Genomic DNA, 21,157 nt, shown 5'->3' with positions numbered 1-21,157 from the left:
AATTTATGAAAAAGATATATAGTTTTACTTTATTTTCGATAGCCGTAGTTGGACTTTTGCTATCGTCCTGCAAGAAACCGCTGGATGTGACCCCTAAAGATACCATTGAGCAGGCCCAGGCACTGAATACCTCAAAAGATGTACAGGCAGCACTGGTGGGTGCCTATTCCGATCTTGGAAATGCAAATTTTTATGGGGGAGGACCTTTCCTGATGTCTGATTTTTTAGCCAACACCAACGCAATTGTCTGGACAGGAACCTTTGAAGGATTAACGCAACTGATCAATAAGGCCATTATTAATTCCAATGGTTTTGTGGAAGATGTATGGCTGAATGGTTATAAAACAATTAACGATGTAAATAATGTGATCAGTGCAGTTGACAAAGTAGATGCTGCAGATCAGGCAAGGGTTGGAGGAGAAGCCAAATTTATCAGAGGCTCTGTTTATTTCGATCTGGTGAGGGTTTTTGGAAAAGCTTATAACGATGGCAGTCCAGCTACGAATCTGGGTGTACCGATCGTATTGACACCTACAACAGCAATTACGACAGCCAGTTATGTAAGCCGTTCTACAGTTGCGGCTGTGTATCAGCAGGTGATTAAGGATTTGACGGATGCAGAGGCTTCATTACCTGAAAGTAATGGCTTTTTTGCGACTAAGTATACCGCTGCTGCAATGCTGGCCAGGGTATATCTGCAAATGGGTGATTATAACAATGCCCTGAATGCCGCAAACCGGGTAATTGCTTCAGGTGATTATCAGCTGGCCTCTACCTTTGCCAAAGCATTTCCTACGGTACAAACATTGGGCGATCCTGCGCAGCCGGGATCCAATACTGTAGAAGATATTTTTGCCATGCAGGTGACTAACTTAACGGGTGTTAATAATTTTAATACTTATTACGCTTCTTCTTCTTATGGAGGAAGGGGAGATGCATCTATTGACCCCGACTGGATAGATGCCACTTATGAAACCGGGGATGCACGAAAAGATTTCTTCTACGATGATGGCGATCTGTTTACGTCTAAATTTGCAGACCAGTACGGTAATGTAGCCATCATCAGACTGGCAGAAATGTACCTGATCAGGGCTGAAGCTAACGTTCGTTTATCTACTGCTGTTGGCGCTACTCCTCTGGAAGACCTGGCGGTGATCAGGGGCAGGGCAGGCCTAACCACCACTTCGGCTACGCTGGCCGATATTCTGTTGGAGAGGACACGTGAATTTGCTTTTGAAGGGTTCTCTTTAAATGATGCAAAAAGGACACAGACTAATATTGGTTCTGTGGCATGGAATTCTACAGCTTTGATTTTCCCTATTCCACAAAGGGAACTGGATGCCAATAAAAATTTAGTGCAAAATACAGGCTATTAATTTAGCACTCAGGTTTAATTTGAAACGGGGATGTACAGTGGTACATCCCTTTTTTATGGCTGCCTTTGTTCCAACGCTCATAAAATAAAAAAGGCTAATCAAATAAATGATAGCCTTTTCAAAAAATAAATATGGGATAACAGAGGTAGTATTATTGCTGTCCCTGTGTTTTTTGCTGCTGTTCTGCTGCTTTAGCTTCCGTTTTAGCTTTCTTTCTAAAGAAACCTCTTAACAGGAAGTTATGCTGTAAAGCCTCCAGATCTTCATCCAGTTTTTTGCTGCTGGACTCCAAGTTAACTGCTGTATTTTTTAAGTGTGTTCCTGTTTCTTCGTCATTCAGCAATACACCAATTGCATTTTTATCAGAGTTCAGTTTATCTGTAGTTGCTTTAAGGTTACTGGTCATTTGAGAGGCCGATGCAGCAGTTTGCTGTAAACTTTTTACTGCTGTTCTCATGCTGCTGAATACCACTGTATCAGTAAGTAGCTCATTGGTTAATGTACCTTTATTGTTCAGCTTGGACGTGTATTGTGAAACGGCTGCTGTTACCCTTGCTGTACTTGCCGAAGCATTTTCAAGGTTGATAGTCATTTGCTGTAAACGCTGTGCCATTAATGAATCGGAAAGTAAAGTACCCAGTGTACCTTTTCCTTTAACCATACCGGCACTTACTGTTTTAAAATCTGTAGTGATAGCCAGGATGTTTTTATTGTTCTCCTGCAGGGTTTTCATGATATCATCGGTATTTAATGCTGCAGCGATATCCAGCCTGTCGCCGTCTTCTACAACAGGCGTTTGTGTGGTACCACCCAGGATTTCAATCATTTTATTACCGATAAAACCTTCAGAACCTAATTTGGCCTGTGCATTTTTGTGAATATACTGTTGTGCAGATTGTTCAATGTGCATGGTTACTTCAACCTGCGCATTTCCATAAAAGGCAATTTTGCTAACGGTACCAATTTTTACACCCGAAAAAAAGATATTATTACCGGCGGCTATTCCGTTTACATTACTGAATATAGCTTTAAGGGTAATTGTGCTGACAAATCGTTTTTGCTTTCCGCCGAGTGTAAGTACACCTGCAATAAAGATAATAACTCCGATAAGGATGAAGATACCTACTATAACCGACTTTTTGTTTTGTGAAGCGCTCATTTATTGTGTGAAATTATAATTGTAAAAAGATTGAACACGAAGGTCGTCACTCGCAAAGACCTCATCGAAAGTTCCCTGAATAGCAAATTGTCCGTCAAGTAGCATAGCAATTCTGTCGCCAGTTTCTTTGGCACAGGTTAAATCGTGTGTAATAATAATGGAAGTAGTTTTATATTTCTGCTGTACTTCGTTGATCAGGTGATTAATTTCAATACAAGTAATAGGGTCCAGACCGGCAGTCGGCTCATCATATAACATGATTTCTGGTCTCAGGATCAGCGTGCGAGCAATACCAATACGTTTACGTTGCCCGCCAGATAATTCTGAAGGCATTTGTTCGATGGTTTGTAAAAGTCCCACAGCATCCAGTACGCTTTCTACCTCGTTGTTTATCTGGCTGCGTCTTAAACCCCTTGAATTACGAACCAGTGGGAATTCCAGGTTTTGACGTACCGTCATACTATCATACAGGGCGCTGTTTTGAAAAGAGAAACCTACTTTTAACCTTAACTCCATGAGTTCGCGGTTTTTCAGCTCCGCAATTTCCTGCCCCAATACGTTTACTTCACCTTCATCAGGAAGAAGTAAACCGGAGATGATCTTGATCAGTACAGATTTTCCTGTACCGGAGCGTCCCAGTACTACAAGGTTTTCTCCCTGGTAAACATCGAGATCTACACCTCTCAGCACATGAAGGTTTCCAAAGGCTTTTTGCAGCCCCCTAATAGAGATAACTGCATTATTTTTGTCTATTGCTTTCTGTTCTTTTACCATTATCGGAAAGCATTTACTATTGAAACAATTACTATTTCTTCTACAAAGATCAGGAACATGGCGGCAACAACGGCAGAGTTAGCTGCCTTGCCTACACCTTCAGTACCTTTAGTAGAGTTATATCCGCAATAACAGCCTACCACACCAATGGTAAACCCAAATACAGTTGATTTAAAGGATGAACTAAACAGGTCTAAAAAGCTGAGAGAATCAAATACCTGTGAAAAGAACATGACAAAACTTGTCTGCTCATTACTGTGTACATTTAAAAAAGATCCTAATAAGGCAACAAATGCAGTATACATTACCAGAATAGGAATCATACAAGTAGTAGCAATGATACGGCTTACCACCAGGAATTTGAATGGATTGGTTGCCGAAACTTCCATAGCGTCTATCTGTTCCGTTACTTTCATCGATCCCAGTTCTGCACCCATGTTGGAACCTACCTTACCGGCAGCAATTAAAGCAGTCACAAGAGGGGCAAGAGCCCTCACAATGGCAATAGAAACCAGGGAAGGAATCCATGATGTAGCTCCAAAATTGGCTAGCGAAGGCCTGGACTGGCTGGTAAATACGATGCCGGTAATAAAACCGGTTAGTGAGATTAGCGGAAGAGAATTAACGCCTACCTCATAACACTGACGGATGATTTCTTTAAATTCATAGGGCGGTATAAACAATTCCCTGAAGAAACGCAGGATAAATTGATAAATAGTGTAGATAGTGAAGAAAAAATCATCCACTTTTTTGGAAATAAAATATTTTTGTGGCGGGATATTCGGATTTTCTGCGTTTGGATCCATTCTTTAGTTTTGATGCGGCCAAATATAATTTAATTCAGGATTATATTGACTCAATATTAGAAAGCAATAAAACGTTAAAATTGTTTTTAGATTTTATACTGACTAATTATTTGTTTTGGTCAAATGTAAGATTTAGGTAATAAAGCTAAGGTTACCTGACCTTAAAATGACACAGGAATGATGAGTTAGAATGTACCTGTAGCGCTATATTTACGTTCATATTTACTTAATTTAAGCAGATGTTAAAATTATTAAAATCCGTATCTTTTATCCATATAGTTATATTGCTTGCCGGTTCTTCTGTTTTTGCACAGGAAAAAGCTCCCTTTTGGAATGATGTGCAAACGATTAAAGCTTACGATCAGCAATATGCCCCTCCGAAAGATCCTATCTTATTTATAGGCAGCTCCTCGATCAGGAAGTGGGTCGATTTTTATAAAAGTTTTGGGGCCTACAGGGTATTGAACAGAGGGATTGGAGGTGCTGTAACAAACGACGTAGACAGGTACCTGAATGATATCGTGTTTCCTTATCATCCAAAACAGCTGGTGATCTATGTAGGAGAGAACGACCTGATCAGTTCTCCGGATGCGGAAACTGTTTTAAATGATTTTAAGAAATTATATACAGACATCAGGGTTAAATTGCCTGTAGTACCTATCGTATATCTGACTATTAAAGGAAGTCCTTCCCGGGCAAAATACCAAGAGAAAGCAAAAAAGGCAAACCTGCTGATCGCACAGTTTATCAAGGCACAAAAGAATATTGTTTACCTGGATGTTTATCAGCCGATGCTGGATAAAAACAATAACATGCAACCCAGTTTATTTACACAGGATATGTTGCATATGAATGCCACAGGCTATCAGATATGGAACAAATTGCTAATACCTTATTTGTTGAAAGACTAAGTGTGTTTAATGATGAGCTGGTCGAACGATTGCCTGTTATAATAGACATAGCGGTATAAAAGCGCGAAATATATTCCATATATCAGCTGAATAAATACATTTTCCCATTGTTCTAACAATGATGAGCCGAATATCAGGGCCAGCATAGTAACCACGCCCAGCAAAATAGCCAAATGGGTAAAAAGCCCAAGCAGTAACAAAATTCCGATGGTAAATTCTATTACAGGCAAAGCATAGCTGAATGGCTGTACCAGTGATTGGGGCAAGATGGATTTGCTGAAAGAGCCGGTCATCCAGTGACTGAAGGCTGTTAATTTAGGCAAACGGGCTAAACCATGCCCGAACAGACTCATGCCTAATGGTAAACGTGCCAGCAGGTAACTAAAATCTTTATGTCTCATCGCTTGATCTATTTGATTTAAATATAATGTTATTTTAAATTTTCACATCGGCCTAAGTTGCCAAAATAAAAAAAGCAGGATAGTGATTTAGTCGGTGAGTTTCATCTCTTCGTCTATTAGCTTTTTTTATATCCGTTTTATTTTGTTTTTTTGAAAGGGATTTAATCTCTTTTTAATATTTAGCTTACAGCATTTCTGTAACAAGATCAGTTGAATTTATCTAAAATGTCAATGGCATGATATATGTTATTACACCGGTTTATATATTTGTTTAACAATTTTGTTAAATAATAATATTAAACTTTTTTAATAAACAAATGGCAGCGAGGGATACAGGTACAGAGCAGTTAATTAAAGATACCGCTAAAAGGATTTTCTTTTCGGAGGGTAAGCTGCATGCTACCACACAGGATATCGCGGATGCGGCGGGAGTGAACAGGACCCTGGTACATTATTATTTTCGCTCCAGGGATATTCTTTTTGAGCAGATCATACAGGAAGGAAAAGAGGAGTGGCGCCTGGTCATGGAACCTATTTTAACAGGTAACCATCCTTTTAAAGTGAAATTGAAAAAGATGATTGACACTGTTTTGGATCTGATCATTGCTTATCCTTACCGCGAGCTTTTTGTGATCACTGAGGAGAAACGGCATGCTGAAATTCAATTGGATGGAAAACATGATTTGTTCATTAAGCCCTTTCTGGCGGAGATCAAAGAGGAGATGATAAAAGGGCATATTAAAACAATGGATCCCAGACAGTTTATGATGAATTTACTTTCTTTAATGTCTTATCCTGTAGTATCTGCTTCATTACAGAAGAGCGTCTTAAGAATTAGTGATGCAGAATATATCAAGATGATGAAGCAAAGAAAAAATATAATTTTTGAAATGCTGTATCAGGATTAACCGGGCAGAAGAGAATAACCAGAAAATCAAATAAATCGTATTAATAAATAGAACGTTCAGACTAAATTAAAATATGAAAACATCATGAGCTTACCATTAACGAATCCTAACGAAGCTCATGATAGCTTCATGACTCTTAAAAATCGACACAGACTAATGAAAACAACAATGCAGATCGGGCTCCTGTTCCTTACAGGTTTAACCCTCGCCTCATGCGGCGATAATAAAGAAAAGGCAGCCGCGGCGGCTGCAGCAGCTAACCAGGTGAAAGAATATAAGGCGCTGGATATACAGCTCCGTTCTGCCACTTTAAACACGGATTTTCCGGCAAGTATTCAGGGACAGCAGAATATTGACGTGAGACCAAGAATAGAGGGCTATATAGAAAAGATATATGTTGATGAAGGTGCAGTTGTTAAAGCTGGTCAGCCTTTATTTAAAATCAATGATCCTCAATACGAACAAGCAGTGAGAACAGCTGATGCAGGTATTAAAACTGCGCAAGCTCAGTTGAGTACGGCTAAACTGGCAGTAGTTAAAGTGAAACCATTGGTAGATAAGGAAATTGTAAGTAAGTACGAACTGGAATCAGCACAGTATAGTTATGATTCGGCAGTGGCAGCGCTGGCTTCCGCTAAAGCAGCTATGGCCAATGCAAAAGTTAATTTAAGCTATACACTGGTAACCAGTCCGGTAAATGGGGTAGTAGGTTCTATTCCTTTCCGCTTAGGAAGTTTAGTAAGCTCTACTACTACTGATGCCCTGACCACTGTTTCGAGTATTGGAAATGTATATGCCTATTTCGCATTTAATGAGAAATTGCTGCTGAGCTTTACGAAAGACAGCACCGGTACTTCTTTCGCCGGTAAGATTGCAAAGCTCCCAAAAGTATCTTTAATACTGGCTGATGGAACTTTATATGCTGAGCAGGGTAAAATAGAAACTGTAAATGGTTTAATTAATACCGCTACTGGATCTGCCAATATCCGTGCACGTTTTGCTAACCCTAAAGGAATAGTGAGAAGCGGTAGCAGTACTACCGTAAGAATTCCAAATGTATTGAAAAATGCGATTATCATTCCGCAGAGTGCCAGTTACGAATTACAGGATAAACACTTTGTAGTAGTGGTAGCAAAAGATGGTACCACCAAAAACGTAGCAATAACAGTGGATGAGGATACTGACGGAACCTATTATGTGGTAGAAAGTGGTTTGAAAGCTGGTGATCAGATTTTACTGGAAGGTGTAACTTCTGTAAAAGATGGTACTAAGGTTAAAGCAAATGTACAGCAACCAGCAACTGTTTACGCGGACTTAAAATAAGAACTAATGTTTAAAAGATTTATACAGAGACCAGTACTCTCTACAGTAATCTCCGTGATTATTGTAATTCTGGGGATATTGGGACTAACCTCCCTGCCTATAGCGCAATACCCTGATATTGCACCGCCGACGGTGAGTGTAACCACATCTTATACCGGGGCAAGTGCTGATGTGGTATTAAAAAGTGTTGTTGTACCGCTGGAAGAGCAGATCAACGGGGTAGATAACATGACTTACATGACTTCTTCGTCTGCCAATGATGGTTCTGCAACAATAACCGTTTACTTTAAAACTGGAACAGATCCGGACATTGCTGCTGTAAACGTGCAAAACAGGGTTTCCAGAGCTACGAGTTTATTACCTGCTGAAGTAACCCTTGCAGGTGTGCAGGTAGCAAAAAGTCAAAGCAGTAATTTGTTGATCTTTGCTTTATATAGTGATGATAAGACATACGACCAAACCTTTCTTCAAAATTATGCGAAGATCAATTTAGTTCCCGCTATTCAAAGGGTAACAGGTGTAGGTACCGCTACGGTTTTTGGATCTAAAGATTACTCGATGAGGATCTGGTTAAAACCGGAAATTATGCAGCAATACAGTTTATTGCCAAGTGATATTTCTGACGTATTGGCCGACCAAAATGTTGAAGCTGCACCAGGTAAATTTGGTGAGAACAGTAATCAGGCTTTCCAATATGTGATCCGTTATAAAGGGCGTTTAACTACAGCAGAAGAATTTGGTAATATGATTATCAAATCTGTTGGCAATGGACAAGTGTTGCGGTTAAAAGATGTTGCCAGGGTAGAGCTTGGTGCATTAACATATACCTCCACCATCAGTTTAGATGGTAAAGAATCAGTAGGTATGGCCATTACCCAGACTCCGGGTTCCAATGCGAGAGATGTAATTAACAACTCTAAAAAAATCATTGAAGATGCCTCCAAAACATTTCCAAAGGGAGTTAAATATACTTACCTGGTAGATGTAAACGAAAATCTGGATGCTTCTATCGATAAAGTGGTACATACCCTGGTTGAAGCCTTTATCCTGGTATTTATCGTTGTTTTTATTTTCCTTCAGGATTTAAGATCTACTCTGGTTCCGGCTATTGCAGTTCCGGTAGCGATTATTGGTACATTCTTTTTTCTGAACTTATTTGGGTTTACCATTAACTTATTAACGTTATTCGCATTGGTACTCGCCATCGGTATTGTGGTGGATGATGCGATTGTAGTAGTAGAGGCCGTTCATGCCAAGCTGGATGCGGGTTATAAATCTGCAAGGAAAGCTTCCATCGATGCGATGAACGAAATATCCGGAGCGATTATTTCCATTACCCTGGTGATGGCGGCTGTATTTATTCCGGTAACTTTTATTGCCGGTTCTACAGGTGTATTTTATAAACAGTTTGGGGTTACGCTGGCTGTCGCCATTATTTTATCGGCGATAAATGCCTTAACCTTAAGTCCTGCTTTATGTGCGCTGTTGCTAAAACCACATGAGGATGACCACAAACACCAAAGTTTTGTTCAGCGTTTTTACACGGCTTTTAATGTTGCTTTTGAAAGTTTGACTAATCGTTACAAACGTTCTGTACAGTTCCTTGCAGGTAAAAAATGGCTGGTTATAGGTATGGTTGTGGTTGCATCGGCAGGTTTATTTTATCTGATGAAAACTACACCAACTTCATTTGTTCCTGCGGAGGACCAGGGGGTTGTTTTTGCGAATATCAGTTTACCTCCGGCATCATCCATGGAGCGCTCAACAGCAGTTGCTAAACAAGTAGATAGTATTGCCCATACCATTCCGGGAGTAGAAAGTACGCTGCGTATTGTAGGACAAAACTTTACAGCAGGTGCCGGTAGTGCTTACAGTATGGTAATTGTAAGACTTAAAACATGGGATGCCCGTAAGTTATCATCAGACGATGTGATAAAGCAGCTTTTCATGAAAACTGGCGGTATCAGAGAAGCACAGATCTTCTTTATTTCTCCGCCAACCATACAGGGTTTTGGACAGAGCGGGGGATTTGAATTCCAGCTACAGGATAAAGGAGGACATAGTACAGAAGACTTCTTTAAAGTGAACAATGATTTCCTGGCTAATTTATCAAAACGTCCTGAAATTCAATATGCCACTACACCCTTTAACCCGAATTTTCCTCAGTACATGATGAATGTGAACCTGGAGAAAGCTAAGGAAGCAGGGGTAAGTGAAAACACCATCCTGACTACAATGCAAGGTTATTATGGTGGTTTGTATGCCTCAAACTTTAATGAGTTCGGTAAACAATACCGTGTAATGGTGCAAGCGGATGATCAGTACCGTAAAAATCCGGAAGGCTTAAACAAAATCTTTGTCAGAAATACGGCCGGTGTAATGTCGCCTATTACTGCTTTTGTAACCATGACCAGGGTTTTTGGTCCGGAAACGATTACCAGGTTTAACTTATTTACCTCTATCTCAGAAACAGGTGCGCCAAATGTAGGTTTCAGTTCTGGTGATGCGATCAAAGCGATCCAGGAAGTTGCCGCAAGTTCATTGCCTGCAGGTTATGGATATGAGTTTTCTGGTCTGACAAGGGAAGAGCTGGCTTCAGGAAAAGAAACCGTGTTTATCTTTATCCTATGTATTGTGTTCGTGTATTTCTTATTGAGTGCACAATATGAAAGTTATATTTTACCGTTTGCTGTACTGTTAGCTATTCCATTTGGATTAGCAGGTGCATTTATCTTCTCTGTGATCTTTAAACTGAACAGTAGTATTTATCTGCAGATTACGCTGATCATGCTCATCGGACTACTCGCCAAGAATGCGATCCTGATTGTGGAGTTTGCGCTGGACAGGAGAAGAAATGGAATGCCAATTTTACAAGCGGCTATTGATGGAGCTGAAGCCCGTTTAAGACCAATTCTGATGACTTCATTTGCATTTATCCTGGGACTGTTGCCATTGATGTTCTCCACCGGTGCAGGTGCCTTAGGTAACAGGTCTATTGGTACAGGTGCAGTAGGCGGGATGTTGATCGGTACTATCATTGGGGTATTTGTGATCCCGATATTGTTTGTCATTTTCCAGACTTTACAGGAGAAAATCAGTGGACCGGCTAAAAACGGTTATGATGAGGACGATGATGATGAAGAAGTAGCTACCAAACACGAGACTAAAAGAATCGAAGGTGCTGAAGAACAGAAACTGATTGAACCACCAACAGCATAGCTCATTTTTAAAATTAGAACAGAACAAGATGACTTATAGATATAACAAACAGGTTTTTGTATTACTGGCAGCGACAGCTTTGTTAAGCGCCTGCTCGGTAACCAAACGCTACAAGAGTCCTGAGGTAAAAACCGATGGTTTATACCGCGATCAGGTAAACGCAGATTCTACAACCATGGCAGATATGCCATGGCAGAGTTTGTTCTCTGATGAAAAGCTGAAAGTACTGATCCAGAGGGGCCTTGATCAAAATGTAAACCTGAAAAATGCCATACAGAATATTGTGCAGGCACAGGCAACACTGAAACAGGCTAAATTGGCTTATTATCCTACGCTAAGTGGTAATGCACAGGAAACACATGCGAAGTCTTCTCAGGCCGCATTAAACTTTCCTCCCGGATTAAACATCAACCTGAAGTCAGATACCTGGCAATTGGGATTGAGTGCTTCATGGGAAGCAGATGTATGGGGTAAACTCAGCAGTGCTAAAAGATCGGCATTGGCAAGTTACCTGGGCAGTGATGCTGCAAAAAGAGCAGTGCAAACGCAGCTGATCGCAGATATTGCCAATGATTATTTTGCACTGCTTTCTTATGATAAAGAATTGGCTATTACGCAGGAAACGCTGAAAAGCCGTATTTCTAGTGTAGAGACCATGAAAGTGTTAAAAGAAGGTGATGTGGTAACGGGTGCGGCTGTAGTACAAAGTGAAGCCAGCCGTTATGCAACGGAAGTGACCATTCCAGACTTGAAACAAAATATCCGTGAAATGGAAAACGCATTGGCTATATTGCTGGCACAAGCTCCGGGACCTATTGACAGGACAACTTTGGATGTGCAAACAACCACTGCAAATCTAGCCATAGGTTTACCTTCACAGTTGTTGAAAAACCGTCCGGATGTGCAGCAGGCAGAACTTAACTTCAGGGCTGCTTTCGAAAACACCAACCTGGCCAAAACTTATTTTTATCCAAGTTTCACCATTACGCCAAGCGGTGGGGTATCCAGTTTGAAATTGTCAAATCTGTTTGATAATTCGATCTTTTATTCTGTAATCACCGGTTTAACACAGCCTATATTTAATCAGGGCTTGAACAAACAACGCTTAACTACGGCGCAATCTGCACAATTGCAGGCGATGAACAGTTTTCAGCAAAGCCTGTTTGTAGCTGGACAGGAAGTTTCCAATTATTTATATGCCTATCAGTCGGCCGTAGATAAACAGGATTCCAGGGCTAAAGAGATTGTAGCTTTAACTAAATCTGTAGATTATACCAGGGAACTGTTACGTTTCAGCTCTGCTACCAATTATACAGATGTATTGACTTCAGAACAAAGTTTGCTGGCCGCACAATTGAGTGGCGTGAGCGACCAGCTGCAACGTTTGCAGGCTGTGGTTAATTTATACCGCGCATTAGGTGGTGGTTGGAAATAGCCATTTTACCAGTCCATGCCCTGCAGGGACTCATGATATTTTACAGGATCAAAGCTGTAAAGGTTGGGCGCTTTGTGCGCCCCGCCTTTACGCTGATCTTCATGTTTTACCAGGATGCCAAAGCGCATAATCCGGCGGTAAAAATTGCCCCTGTTCAATTCTTTTCCCAATATCGTTTCGTAGAGTTTTTGTAATTCCGTTATGGTAAAACGCTCGGGCAATAAATTCATTCCTAAAGGTTTATAACTTAATTGCTGTCTTAAAGCAATCAGCGCAGTATCATACATTGACCGATGGTCCATTCCCAGTTCAGGTAAATCATCAATGCTTTTCCATTCACAGCTTTCACTGATAGAATCTACTTCCAGATTCACCGCTGTATAATCTACCAGCGCATAAAATCCCGCAGAAATAAAACGTTGCTTATGCCACAGATCATCATCATAGGCGTCAAAAAATCCCTCAGAGCGGTTAATGTTTCCAAATGTTCCAAACTCTTGCAGATAAACTTTATCTACTCCGGTACGCTCTTTTAATACCCGCTCGGCCGCATCATATAGATTTTCATTTTTGAATACATATCCGCCAGGCAAAAGCCATTTGTCGAGCGACGCAATTTTTATCAGTAGTACTTTTAGCTGATTTTCATGAAAACCAAATACTACACTGTCTACTGAAATATGAGGTAAGGCCTGCTGCCACATCAGCCGGCTCATCTCTATTAATTTTTCATCTCTTTTCATCCACTGCAATTATAAGCCTAAAATAAATATTAGGGAATTTAAATAAAATATTATACATTGCTTCATAAAGAAGCAATAATGTAAAACTTTAGTTTTTCATTATGCTTTAACCAAATATTCTCCTTTAAACTAATGTAATGAACAAGTCTATTATTCAAGTGGGTAACCTCACCATTAGCCCTGTTTTAAAAGCAGATTCATTTAACACTTTACTTATTAAACCTTAATTCAAATGAAATATAAATCAATATGTTATTTATTGCTGGCCATCCCAACCTATGGTTCGGCACAACAGCTAAACTATCCTGAGAAAGCGAAAAAGTTGGTTTCCCAAATGACGCTGGAAGAAAAAACACTGCTATTGAGCGGTGACGGATGGTGGAAGACTTATGCGGTTAAGCGATTAGGCATCCCTTCCATCTTTTTAACCGACGGACCGAATGGTTTACGTAAAGCTGAAGATGGTGGGCTTGGACAGGCAGTACCTGCAACATGTTTCCCTACGGCATCAGCATTATCGTCGTCCTGGAATGTTAACCTGATAGGGCGGGTGGGTGTAGCCCTGGCACAGGAAAGCCAAGCTAATGATGTTCAGATCCTGCTGGGGCCAGGAATTAATATGAAAAGATCTCCATTGGGCGGCAGAAATTTTGAATATTTTTCTGAAGATCCTATACTGGCAGGTAAACTGGCAGCCTCCTATATCAGAGCGGTACAAAGTGAAGGGGTAGGTACATCCTTAAAACATTTCGCCGTCAATAACCAGGAATTTGAAAGGATGGCCAGCAGTTCTAATGTAGATGAACGTACGCTGCATGAAATTTACCTGACGGCATTTGAAATTGCCGTTAAAGAAGGTAAACCATGGACAGTTATGGCTTCCTACAACAAGGTAAATGGGGTTTATTCTTCAGAAAACCCATTGCTGCTCAGAGATATCCTGCGTAAGAACTGGGGGTTTAAAGGGTTTGTAGTATCCGATTGGGGTGCGGTCAATAACCGTGTTAACGGCCTGAATGCAGGACTTAACCTGGAAATGCCGGGCAGCGGTGTGATCAATCAAAATCAATTGATCCAAGCTGTAAAAGATGGAAAACTTCCTGTAGCTACGCTTGATGAAAGTGTGACAGAACTATTGGCCGTGATTTTAAAAGCAAAAGACAGCCATAAAGCCGGAGCTAAATTTGATGCCGAACAGCACAACACCTTGGCCAGGGAAGCAGGAGCGGAGAGTATTGTGCTATTAAAAAATGAAGATCATATTTTACCCTTACAGGTGAAAAAACAGAAGATCGCTTTTATTGGTGGTTTTGCTAAAAACCCGAGATACCAGGGCGCAGGAAGCTCACAGGTAAATCCAATTAAAATTTCCAATACCTACGCAGAAATGCAGAAATATGCCGGCAGTAAGGAGATCAGTTATGCTGAAGGGTATCAAAATCAGGATAAAACAACAGATGAACTCATTGCTGAAGCGGTTAAAACAGCTAAAGATGCCGATGTGGCCGTGGTTTTTGTCGGTCTGCCTGATAGTTATGAGTCGGAAGGTTTTGACCGTGCTTCTATGGATATGCCTGAAGCGCACAATAAACTGATTGAAGCTGTAGCTGCTGTACAGAAAAACACAATAGTGGTCTTGATGAATGGTTCTTCGGTTACCATGCCCTGGTTGCCCAAGGTGAAAGCCGTAGTTGAAGGTTGGTTAACTGGTCAGGCTTCTGGCGGTGCAATGGCCGATGTATTGAGCGGAAAGGTAAATCCTTCAGGTAAACTATCTGAAACCTTTGCCGGGTCTATTCATGATACGCCGACTGCACTTGAATTTCCTGGTTTAAACCAGCAGGCAAATTATGGGGAAGGCGTTTATATTGGTTACCGTTATTATGATAAAAAACAAATTGAACCGCTATTTCCTTTTGGTTATGGCTTGAGTTATACATCTTTTTCCTATTCAGATTTGGAGCTTAGTGCTGATCAGATCAAGGATACAGATAGCCTGACGGTAAAGTTAAAAGTGAAGAACACTGGTAAGGTAGCTGGTAAAGAAATAGTACAGTTATATGTAGGCAACACAGATGCTACCGTTTCACGCCCGGTAAAAGAATTGAAAGCATTTACTAAACTGGCACTGGAACCGGGAGAAGAGAAAACTGCTGAATTTAAATTGAGCAAACGCGATTTTGCTTATTACAATGTGAGGCTGCACGACTGGGCGGTAAACCCTGGTGTTTTCCATATTCTGGCAGGTGGTTCTTCTGCAGGGCTTCCCCTGGATAAAATGGTTACTGTAAGTTTATCTAAACCTGTGGTATTGCCAATCACCCGTAATTCTATGGTCAAAGAATTTCTTGCCCATCCCGGAGGAGAAAAATTTTATCCTCAGTTGCTAAAGGGTTTTGGCGTAGATGTTAATCAGGCCCCGCCTAAAAATATGACTACCGAGCAGACAGAGGCAAAGAAAAAATCTGATCTGATGATGATGTCTTTCCTGAGTGATCTGCCGGCTTATAAATTGGTGTATTTCTCTGGTGGTCATTTCTCCTTCGAAACGCTGGATGAGATCGTTAAACAAATCAATCAGCAATAATTAGCTGCTATTTTTATCTAAACCCCCCGTTATATTTAATAGCGGGGGGTTTTTGTTCACTCAGTTTCAGAGCGAAAAGGTAATCGCAGGAAAAACAAAAATATTTTTTAGTTATCATGTAACATCCACAAGAATGTGGTGTCTTATAGTTAGGTAAATGGTGTGTGGGCATTTCAGATTCATTATCTGCAATGCCCTTTTTTTTTATTAACTTAAAGGTTAGTTAGAATACGTGCTGCCTTAGAAGTGACTACTGTAATATTAATGCAACAGTATAACATTTGTATGTTAATAACATAGCTTTACCTATTCAATGTAGATTTTGTTTTTACCACATTTTGCTTTTCAATTTTATGAAGAAAACTTTATTATTACTCTCATTTCTGGCTTTTGCTGGTTTTAAAGGAAATGCCCAGGTCCAGCCTCGCTGGATGCAGCAACCATCAGTATCTCCTGATGGAAAATGGATTGCTTTTGAATACAAGGGGAATATTTTCAAAGTACCTTATACAGGTGGGGATGCTGTACCACTAACTATAGCGAACTCTTATAATGGATATCCGGTGTGGAGCCACGATAGTAAGAAGATTGCTTTTGCATCAGACCGTTATGGTAATTTTGATGTATACCTGATGAGCGCATCGGGTGGTGAAACCAGCAGGCTAACCTTTAGTTCCAGCCGCGATATTCCTTATGATTTTTCTGTAGATAATGCAAAGGTGATCTTTGGAACGGACCGTCATGATATTTATTCCTCAGCACGTTTTCCTATAGACGCGATCTTCACTAAATTGTATGAAGTACCCGCTAAAGGTGGGAGCAGCCGCCTGGTTAGCAGTGCCGGAATGGAATATGCCCATTACAATGAACCAGGTGACGTGCTGATCTTCCAGGACAGGAAGGGATATGAAGATGCCTGGCGTAAACACCACACTTCTTCAATCACCCGCGATATCTGGACCTACAATATCAAAAACGGTACTTATACCAAAGTGTCTTCCTTTAAAGGAGAAGACCGTGAACCGGTTTGGGGTAAAGGAGATACCTTTTACTACCTGAGTGAAAAAAATGGTACACAGAACTTATTTAAATCTTCGTTATCCAACACTGCTGAAATTACACAACTCACTAGTTTTGAAAAGAACCCGGTTAGGAACCTTTCAAGAGCTGAAAATGGGGATTTTGTATTTACCAACAATGGCGATATCTACACTTTTGCTGAGGGAAGTCAGCCTAAGAAATTAAGTATTAACCTGACCGCCGATTTTGCCGGTGACCAGATAGCAACTTTACCGGTAAGGGGAGAAGCTTCTGAAATGGCTGTTTCTGACGATGGCAAACAAGTGGCTTTTGTCTTTCGCGGGGATATCTACGTTACCTCTGTAGACGGATCAACCACAAAAAGGATCACTAATACTCCATATCAGGAGCGGATGGTACAGTTTAGTCCTGATGGGAAAAAATTACTGTATTCAGCAGAACATGCCGGTTCATGGGATATAGACCAGGTAACAATTGTCAATAAAAACGAACCTTATTTTTACATCGCTACGGTACTGAACACGGAAAGTATTATTGCTGGCCCTAAGGATGAATTTCAAGGTATTTATTCTCCTGACGGAAAGAAGATTGCTTACCTCGAAGAAAGAAATGTCTTAAAGTCCTATGATCTTGCCACTAAAACTACCCACACTCTGGTGCCTGAAGGAATTAATTTTTCTTATTCAGATGGTGACCAGTATTTTACCTGGTCTCCCGATGGCAAATATGTTCTGGCTCAATCTACCGAAGGTACAATTTCGCAGAGCGAAGTGGTCCTGATTAAAGATGATGGATCAGGAAGCAGGGTAAACTTAACAGAAAGCGGATTTGACGATCAGCTGCCACAATGGGGACTGGATGGAAAAATGATGTATTGGCTGAGTAATAAAGATGGGATGAGAAATTTGAGCCACGGCAGCCAGGCTGATATTTATGCAATGTTTTTTGATCAGAAAGCATGGGATAAGTTCCAGCTGAGTAAAGAGGATCTTGACCTGAGCGCAGAGACCGAGAAAAAGGATACTACGGCTATGGCTAAGAAACCGTTAGATCCTAAAGCGGTAAAGAAAACAGAGCCTGCTAAAAAACCTGCAGAACCTTTGGTTTTAAATCTGAAAAACCTGGATAACAGAACTAAACGTTTAACTACTGCTTCAACAGATATTAATGGAGTAAGGTTATCAAAAGATGGTGAAAAACTGTACTACCTGGCCAAATATGATAAGGGTTATGACCTGTGGGTAACCATGACGCGCACCAACGAAAGTAAAGTACTGGCTAAACTGGATGCCCAGGGGGGCGATCTGGATATGAGCAAGGATGGTAAATCATTGTTCGTACTGGCCAATGGAAATATCATGAAAGTTGGTGTTGACGATGGCAAGGTGAGTCCTGTGAAAATCAATTCTACCATGGAACTCGACGCTGCCGCAGAAAGGGCATATATTTTAGAGCATGCCTGGAAAGAGGTGAAAAAGAAATTCTTTGATCCTAAATTACAGGGGGTAGACTGGGATGGTTATTATGCTATATATAAACAATTCCTGCCCTACATTACCAACGACTATGATTTCCAGGTGTTGTTAAGTGAGTTTTTAGGCGAACTGAACGCCTCACATACAGGCGGACGTTTTAGTCCTTCTTTCCCTAATGGCGATGAAACTGCTGCTTTGGGATTAACTTACGACCTCACCCGCAGTGGTGATGGCTTACTGGTAAAGGAAGTACTGGAAAGCGGCCCATTTGATAATGCCAGGACTAAAATGAAAAGTGATGCGATCATTGATAAAATTGATGGCATAGCGATTACTCAGGATGCAGATTGGGCAAAGTTGTTAAATCATAAAGCAGGTCAGTTTACGCGCATCTCTTTTCATGATCAGAAAGGCGGTACTGCCTATGAAGAGATCATCAAACCTATCAGACAGGGAACGGAAACAAATGTATTGTTGTACCACAGATGGGTAAAACTAATGGAACACTTAACCGATAGTTTATCGGGTGGTAAAGTGGGTTATGTTCATGTACGCAGTATGGACGATCCTAGTTTCCGGGTTACTTTTGATAAAGTTTTAGGAAAAAACAGGAATAAGGAAGCGCTGATCGTCGATTCACGTTTTAATGGCGGAGGTAATTTACACGATGCATTGTCTACCTTCCTGAGCGGGAAGGAATATATGCAGTTCCGCCCTCAGAAACACGCTACTACCGACGGTGAATCTTATGACCGCTGGAATAAACCAAGCTGTGTACTGATGAGTGAATGTAATTACTCGGATGCCTTTATTTTTCCTTTTGTTTATAAAGAACAGGGTATTGGCAAGCTGATTGGTATGCCTGTAGCAGGTACAGGCACCGCGGTATGGTGGGAAAGACAAATCAATAACCGTATTGTATTTGGTATCCCAATGTGGGCCAGTTATGGAACGGGAGATACCCATGCAACAGAAAATTACCAGCTTGAACCAGATATCATGGTGCTTAACGATTACAACAAAATCCTGAAAGGGGAAGACCAGCAATTGGAAGCAGCAGTTAAAGAAATGCTGAAAACAATTAAAAAATAATTACTGGACTTCGGTTATAGCTGATTACAATGCCCCCAAAAAGTTAGACACTTTATGGGGGCATTTTTTGTTCATAGGAAAAAATAAAAATGTCAAAATGAAAGTTCATGGATTGTCTCATTTTTGTGGCGGTTAATATAAAACCTGAATCAGCTAATATCGTGTCTGAAATTTGACGGCAAATCTTCTATTTTTAAAAATCAATTGAACTTAAACAATTATAGAAAATGAAATACCTGGGGATTTTAATGATCTGCCTGTACGGGACCATATCCTGTTATGGTCAGAACAAAGTTAAAGTATATACTCATGCTGATACACTTCGTGGCAAGATCACAGCAGAACGTGCCTGGTGGGATGTGTTACGTTATGATATCACCCTAAAACCGGATTATACCAGTAAAACAATTGCCGGATCCGATCTAATCACTTACAGGACTACCGCTGCCAATGGGCAGACCCAGCTTCAGCTGGATCTAAGGGCACCTCTAACCATAGACAGTATCCTGCTAAAAGGAAAAGCCCTGACCTATTCCCAGGAAGGAAATGTATGGCACGTAAAAGTTCCTTCGCAGCAAAAATCTACTGTCCATGAGCTGAATGTGTTTTACCATGGAAAAGTTCATGAAGCCGTTAAAGCACCATGGGACGGGGGATTTACTTTTACAACAGATTCATTGGGGCGGCCATGGATGACTGTTACCTGCCAGGGAGAAATGGGTGCTTCGGTGTGGTATCCCTGTAAAGATCACCAGAGTGATGAGCCCGACTATGGCGCATCTTTAACGATGATTGTTCCGGACACCCTGGTGGCTGTAGCCAACGGACGCCTGCAATACAAAAAGAAAAATAACGATGGTACAGCTACCTATAAATGGGCAGTAGTAAACCCGATCAGTAATTACTGTATCATTCCCTATATCGGTAAGTATGTGAATTTTAATGAAGTTTATGACGGTGAAAAAGGAAAGCTTGACCTGGGTTATTGGGTACTGGACTATAATCTGGCTAAAGCTAAAGCTTATATGCCCAATGAGGTTCACCAGATGTTAAAGGCCTTTGAATACTGGATGGGCCCTTATCCTTTTTACGAAGACAGTTATAAACTGGTTGATGTGCCGCATACCGGCATGGAACACCAGAGTGCTGTAGCTTATGGTAATCATTACAAACCGGGTTATCGCGGCAGGGATGGTTCTGGTACAGGCTGGGGAATGAAATGGGATTTCATCATCGTTCACGAAAGCGGCCACGAATGGTTTGGCAATAACATTACTACCAAAGACCTGGCAGACATGTGGGTGCATGAAGGTTTTACTAATTACAGTGAAACACTTTACACAGGATATCGCTTTGGAGAGGATGCGGCCGATGCCTATAATGCAGGGATCAGAAAAGGGATAAAAAATGACAGGCCCATCATCCCGGATTACGACGTGAATGCACAGGGGAGCGGCGATATGTACACTAAAGGTTCTAATATGCTTCACGCGATCAGACATAGCATTGATAATGATACGTTATTCAGACAGATCATCCGCGGACTGAACAAAACTTTTTATCACCAGACCGTAACCACTAAACAGATTGAAAGTTATGTTTCTAAACAGGCTGGTTATGACTATAACAAAGTTTTTGACCAGTACCTGAGAACCATACAAATTCCTAAACTGGAGTATAAACTGGATACTGTACAGCAGACTGTTGCTTATCGCTGGACCAGCTGTGTGAAAGGATTTAATTTACCACTGGTGCTTAAAAACACATCCGACAGGATTAAGATCTATCCGTCAGAACAGTGGAACACGACTAAACTGAAAGGAAATGAAGCTGCTTTGTTTAATCCGGCGCAGGTTATCAGCATGTACTATATCAGTGTGGAAGAGGTAAAACCTTAAAGGAAAACT

The 21,157-nt window shown here is 40.9% G+C and carries 14 protein-coding genes; 9 read left to right on the top strand and 5 right to left on the bottom strand.

Annotated features, from left to right (window positions below):
- Positions 1–5 precede the first annotated feature (5 nt).
- On the top strand, positions 6–1,376 hold the full coding sequence (locus GSQ84_RS12225; protein WP_158797550.1) for a RagB/SusD family nutrient uptake outer membrane protein: 1,371 nt from the start codon (positions 6–8) through the stop codon (positions 1,374–1,376).
- Between the two features lie 151 nt (positions 1,377–1,527).
- Here GSQ84_RS12225 and GSQ84_RS12220 read toward each other — a convergent pair whose 3' ends face one another.
- The 3 genes from GSQ84_RS12220 to GSQ84_RS12210 are packed head-to-tail and all read right to left on the bottom strand — an operon-like array spanning position 1,528 to position 4,115.
- Positions 1,528–2,535: an MlaD family protein gene (locus tag GSQ84_RS12220; RefSeq protein WP_158797549.1), complete on the bottom strand. Its 1,008-nt coding sequence runs from the start codon at positions 2,533–2,535 to the stop codon at positions 1,528–1,530.
- Positions 2,536–3,309, bottom strand: a complete 774-nt coding sequence (locus GSQ84_RS12215; protein WP_158797548.1) for an ABC transporter ATP-binding protein — start codon at positions 3,307–3,309, stop codon at positions 2,536–2,538.
- On the bottom strand, positions 3,309–4,115 hold the full coding sequence (locus GSQ84_RS12210; protein ID WP_158797547.1) for an ABC transporter permease: 807 nt from the start codon (positions 4,113–4,115) through the stop codon (positions 3,309–3,311). Before GSQ84_RS12210 ends, GSQ84_RS12215 begins: the two co-directional genes overlap by 1 nt.
- Positions 4,116–4,354: 239 nt before the next feature.
- Here GSQ84_RS12210 and GSQ84_RS12205 point away from each other — a divergent pair, with 239 nt between their 5' ends.
- Positions 4,355–5,026, top strand: a complete 672-nt coding sequence (locus tag GSQ84_RS12205; RefSeq protein WP_158797546.1) for a GDSL-type esterase/lipase family protein — start codon at positions 4,355–4,357, stop codon at positions 5,024–5,026.
- On the opposite strand, the gene GSQ84_RS12200 is transcribed toward GSQ84_RS12205, so the two are convergent.
- Complete coding sequence (locus GSQ84_RS12200) at positions 5,023–5,427, bottom strand: DoxX family membrane protein (RefSeq protein ID WP_158797545.1); 405 nt, start codon at positions 5,425–5,427, stop codon at positions 5,023–5,025. The genes GSQ84_RS12205 and GSQ84_RS12200 overlap by 4 nt on opposite strands.
- 317 nt (positions 5,428–5,744) lie before the next feature.
- Between GSQ84_RS12200 and GSQ84_RS12195 the strand changes: the two genes are divergently transcribed.
- From GSQ84_RS12195 to GSQ84_RS12180, 4 genes are all read left to right on the top strand, one after another.
- Entirely contained in the window at positions 5,745–6,335 is a 591-nt protein-coding gene (locus GSQ84_RS12195) for a TetR/AcrR family transcriptional regulator (RefSeq protein ID WP_158797544.1), read from the top strand.
- A gap of 156 nt (positions 6,336–6,491) precedes the next feature.
- A complete protein-coding gene (locus tag GSQ84_RS12190; RefSeq protein WP_158797543.1) occupies positions 6,492–7,658 on the top strand; it encodes an efflux RND transporter periplasmic adaptor subunit in 1,167 nt (388 codons plus the stop codon).
- A 6-nt stretch (positions 7,659–7,664) separates the two neighbouring features.
- On the top strand, positions 7,665–10,877 hold the full coding sequence (locus GSQ84_RS12185; RefSeq protein ID WP_158797542.1) for an efflux RND transporter permease subunit: 3,213 nt from the start codon (positions 7,665–7,667) through the stop codon (positions 10,875–10,877).
- Positions 10,878–10,905: 28 nt separating this feature from the next.
- Positions 10,906–12,312 carry an efflux transporter outer membrane subunit gene (locus tag GSQ84_RS12180; protein WP_158797541.1) on the top strand — a complete coding sequence of 469 codons (1,407 nt, stop codon included), beginning with the start codon at positions 10,906–10,908 and terminating at the stop codon, positions 12,310–12,312.
- Positions 12,313–12,317: 5 nt separating this feature from the next.
- Here GSQ84_RS12180 and GSQ84_RS12175 read toward each other — a convergent pair whose 3' ends face one another.
- On the bottom strand, positions 12,318–13,055 hold the full coding sequence (locus tag GSQ84_RS12175) for an NUDIX domain-containing protein (RefSeq protein ID WP_158797540.1): 738 nt from the start codon (positions 13,053–13,055) through the stop codon (positions 12,318–12,320).
- 232 nt (positions 13,056–13,287) lie between these two features.
- Between GSQ84_RS12175 and GSQ84_RS12170 the strand changes: the two genes are divergently transcribed.
- The 3 genes from GSQ84_RS12170 (at position 13,288) to GSQ84_RS12160 (ending at position 21,148) form a co-directional block, all read left to right on the top strand.
- Positions 13,288–15,642, top strand: coding sequence for a glycoside hydrolase family 3 C-terminal domain-containing protein (locus tag GSQ84_RS12170; protein WP_216848914.1), 2,355 nt, complete (start codon positions 13,288–13,290; stop codon positions 15,640–15,642).
- A gap of 353 nt (positions 15,643–15,995) precedes the next feature.
- A complete protein-coding gene (locus GSQ84_RS12165) occupies positions 15,996–19,250 on the top strand; it encodes a S41 family peptidase (protein ID WP_158797539.1) in 3,255 nt (1,084 codons plus the stop codon).
- A gap of 227 nt (positions 19,251–19,477) precedes the next feature.
- Positions 19,478–21,148 (top strand): M1 family metallopeptidase, encoded by a 1,671-nt coding sequence (locus tag GSQ84_RS12160; RefSeq protein WP_158797538.1) that lies wholly within the window; start codon positions 19,478–19,480, stop codon positions 21,146–21,148.
- Positions 21,149–21,157 lie beyond the last annotated feature (9 nt).

Source organism: Pedobacter sp. L105 (assembly GCF_009765875.1).
GTDB lineage: Bacteria > Bacteroidota > Bacteroidia > Sphingobacteriales > Sphingobacteriaceae > Pedobacter.
Note: the sequence above shows the minus strand (reverse complement) of the source record. Positions and strands in the feature narration are given on the sequence as shown.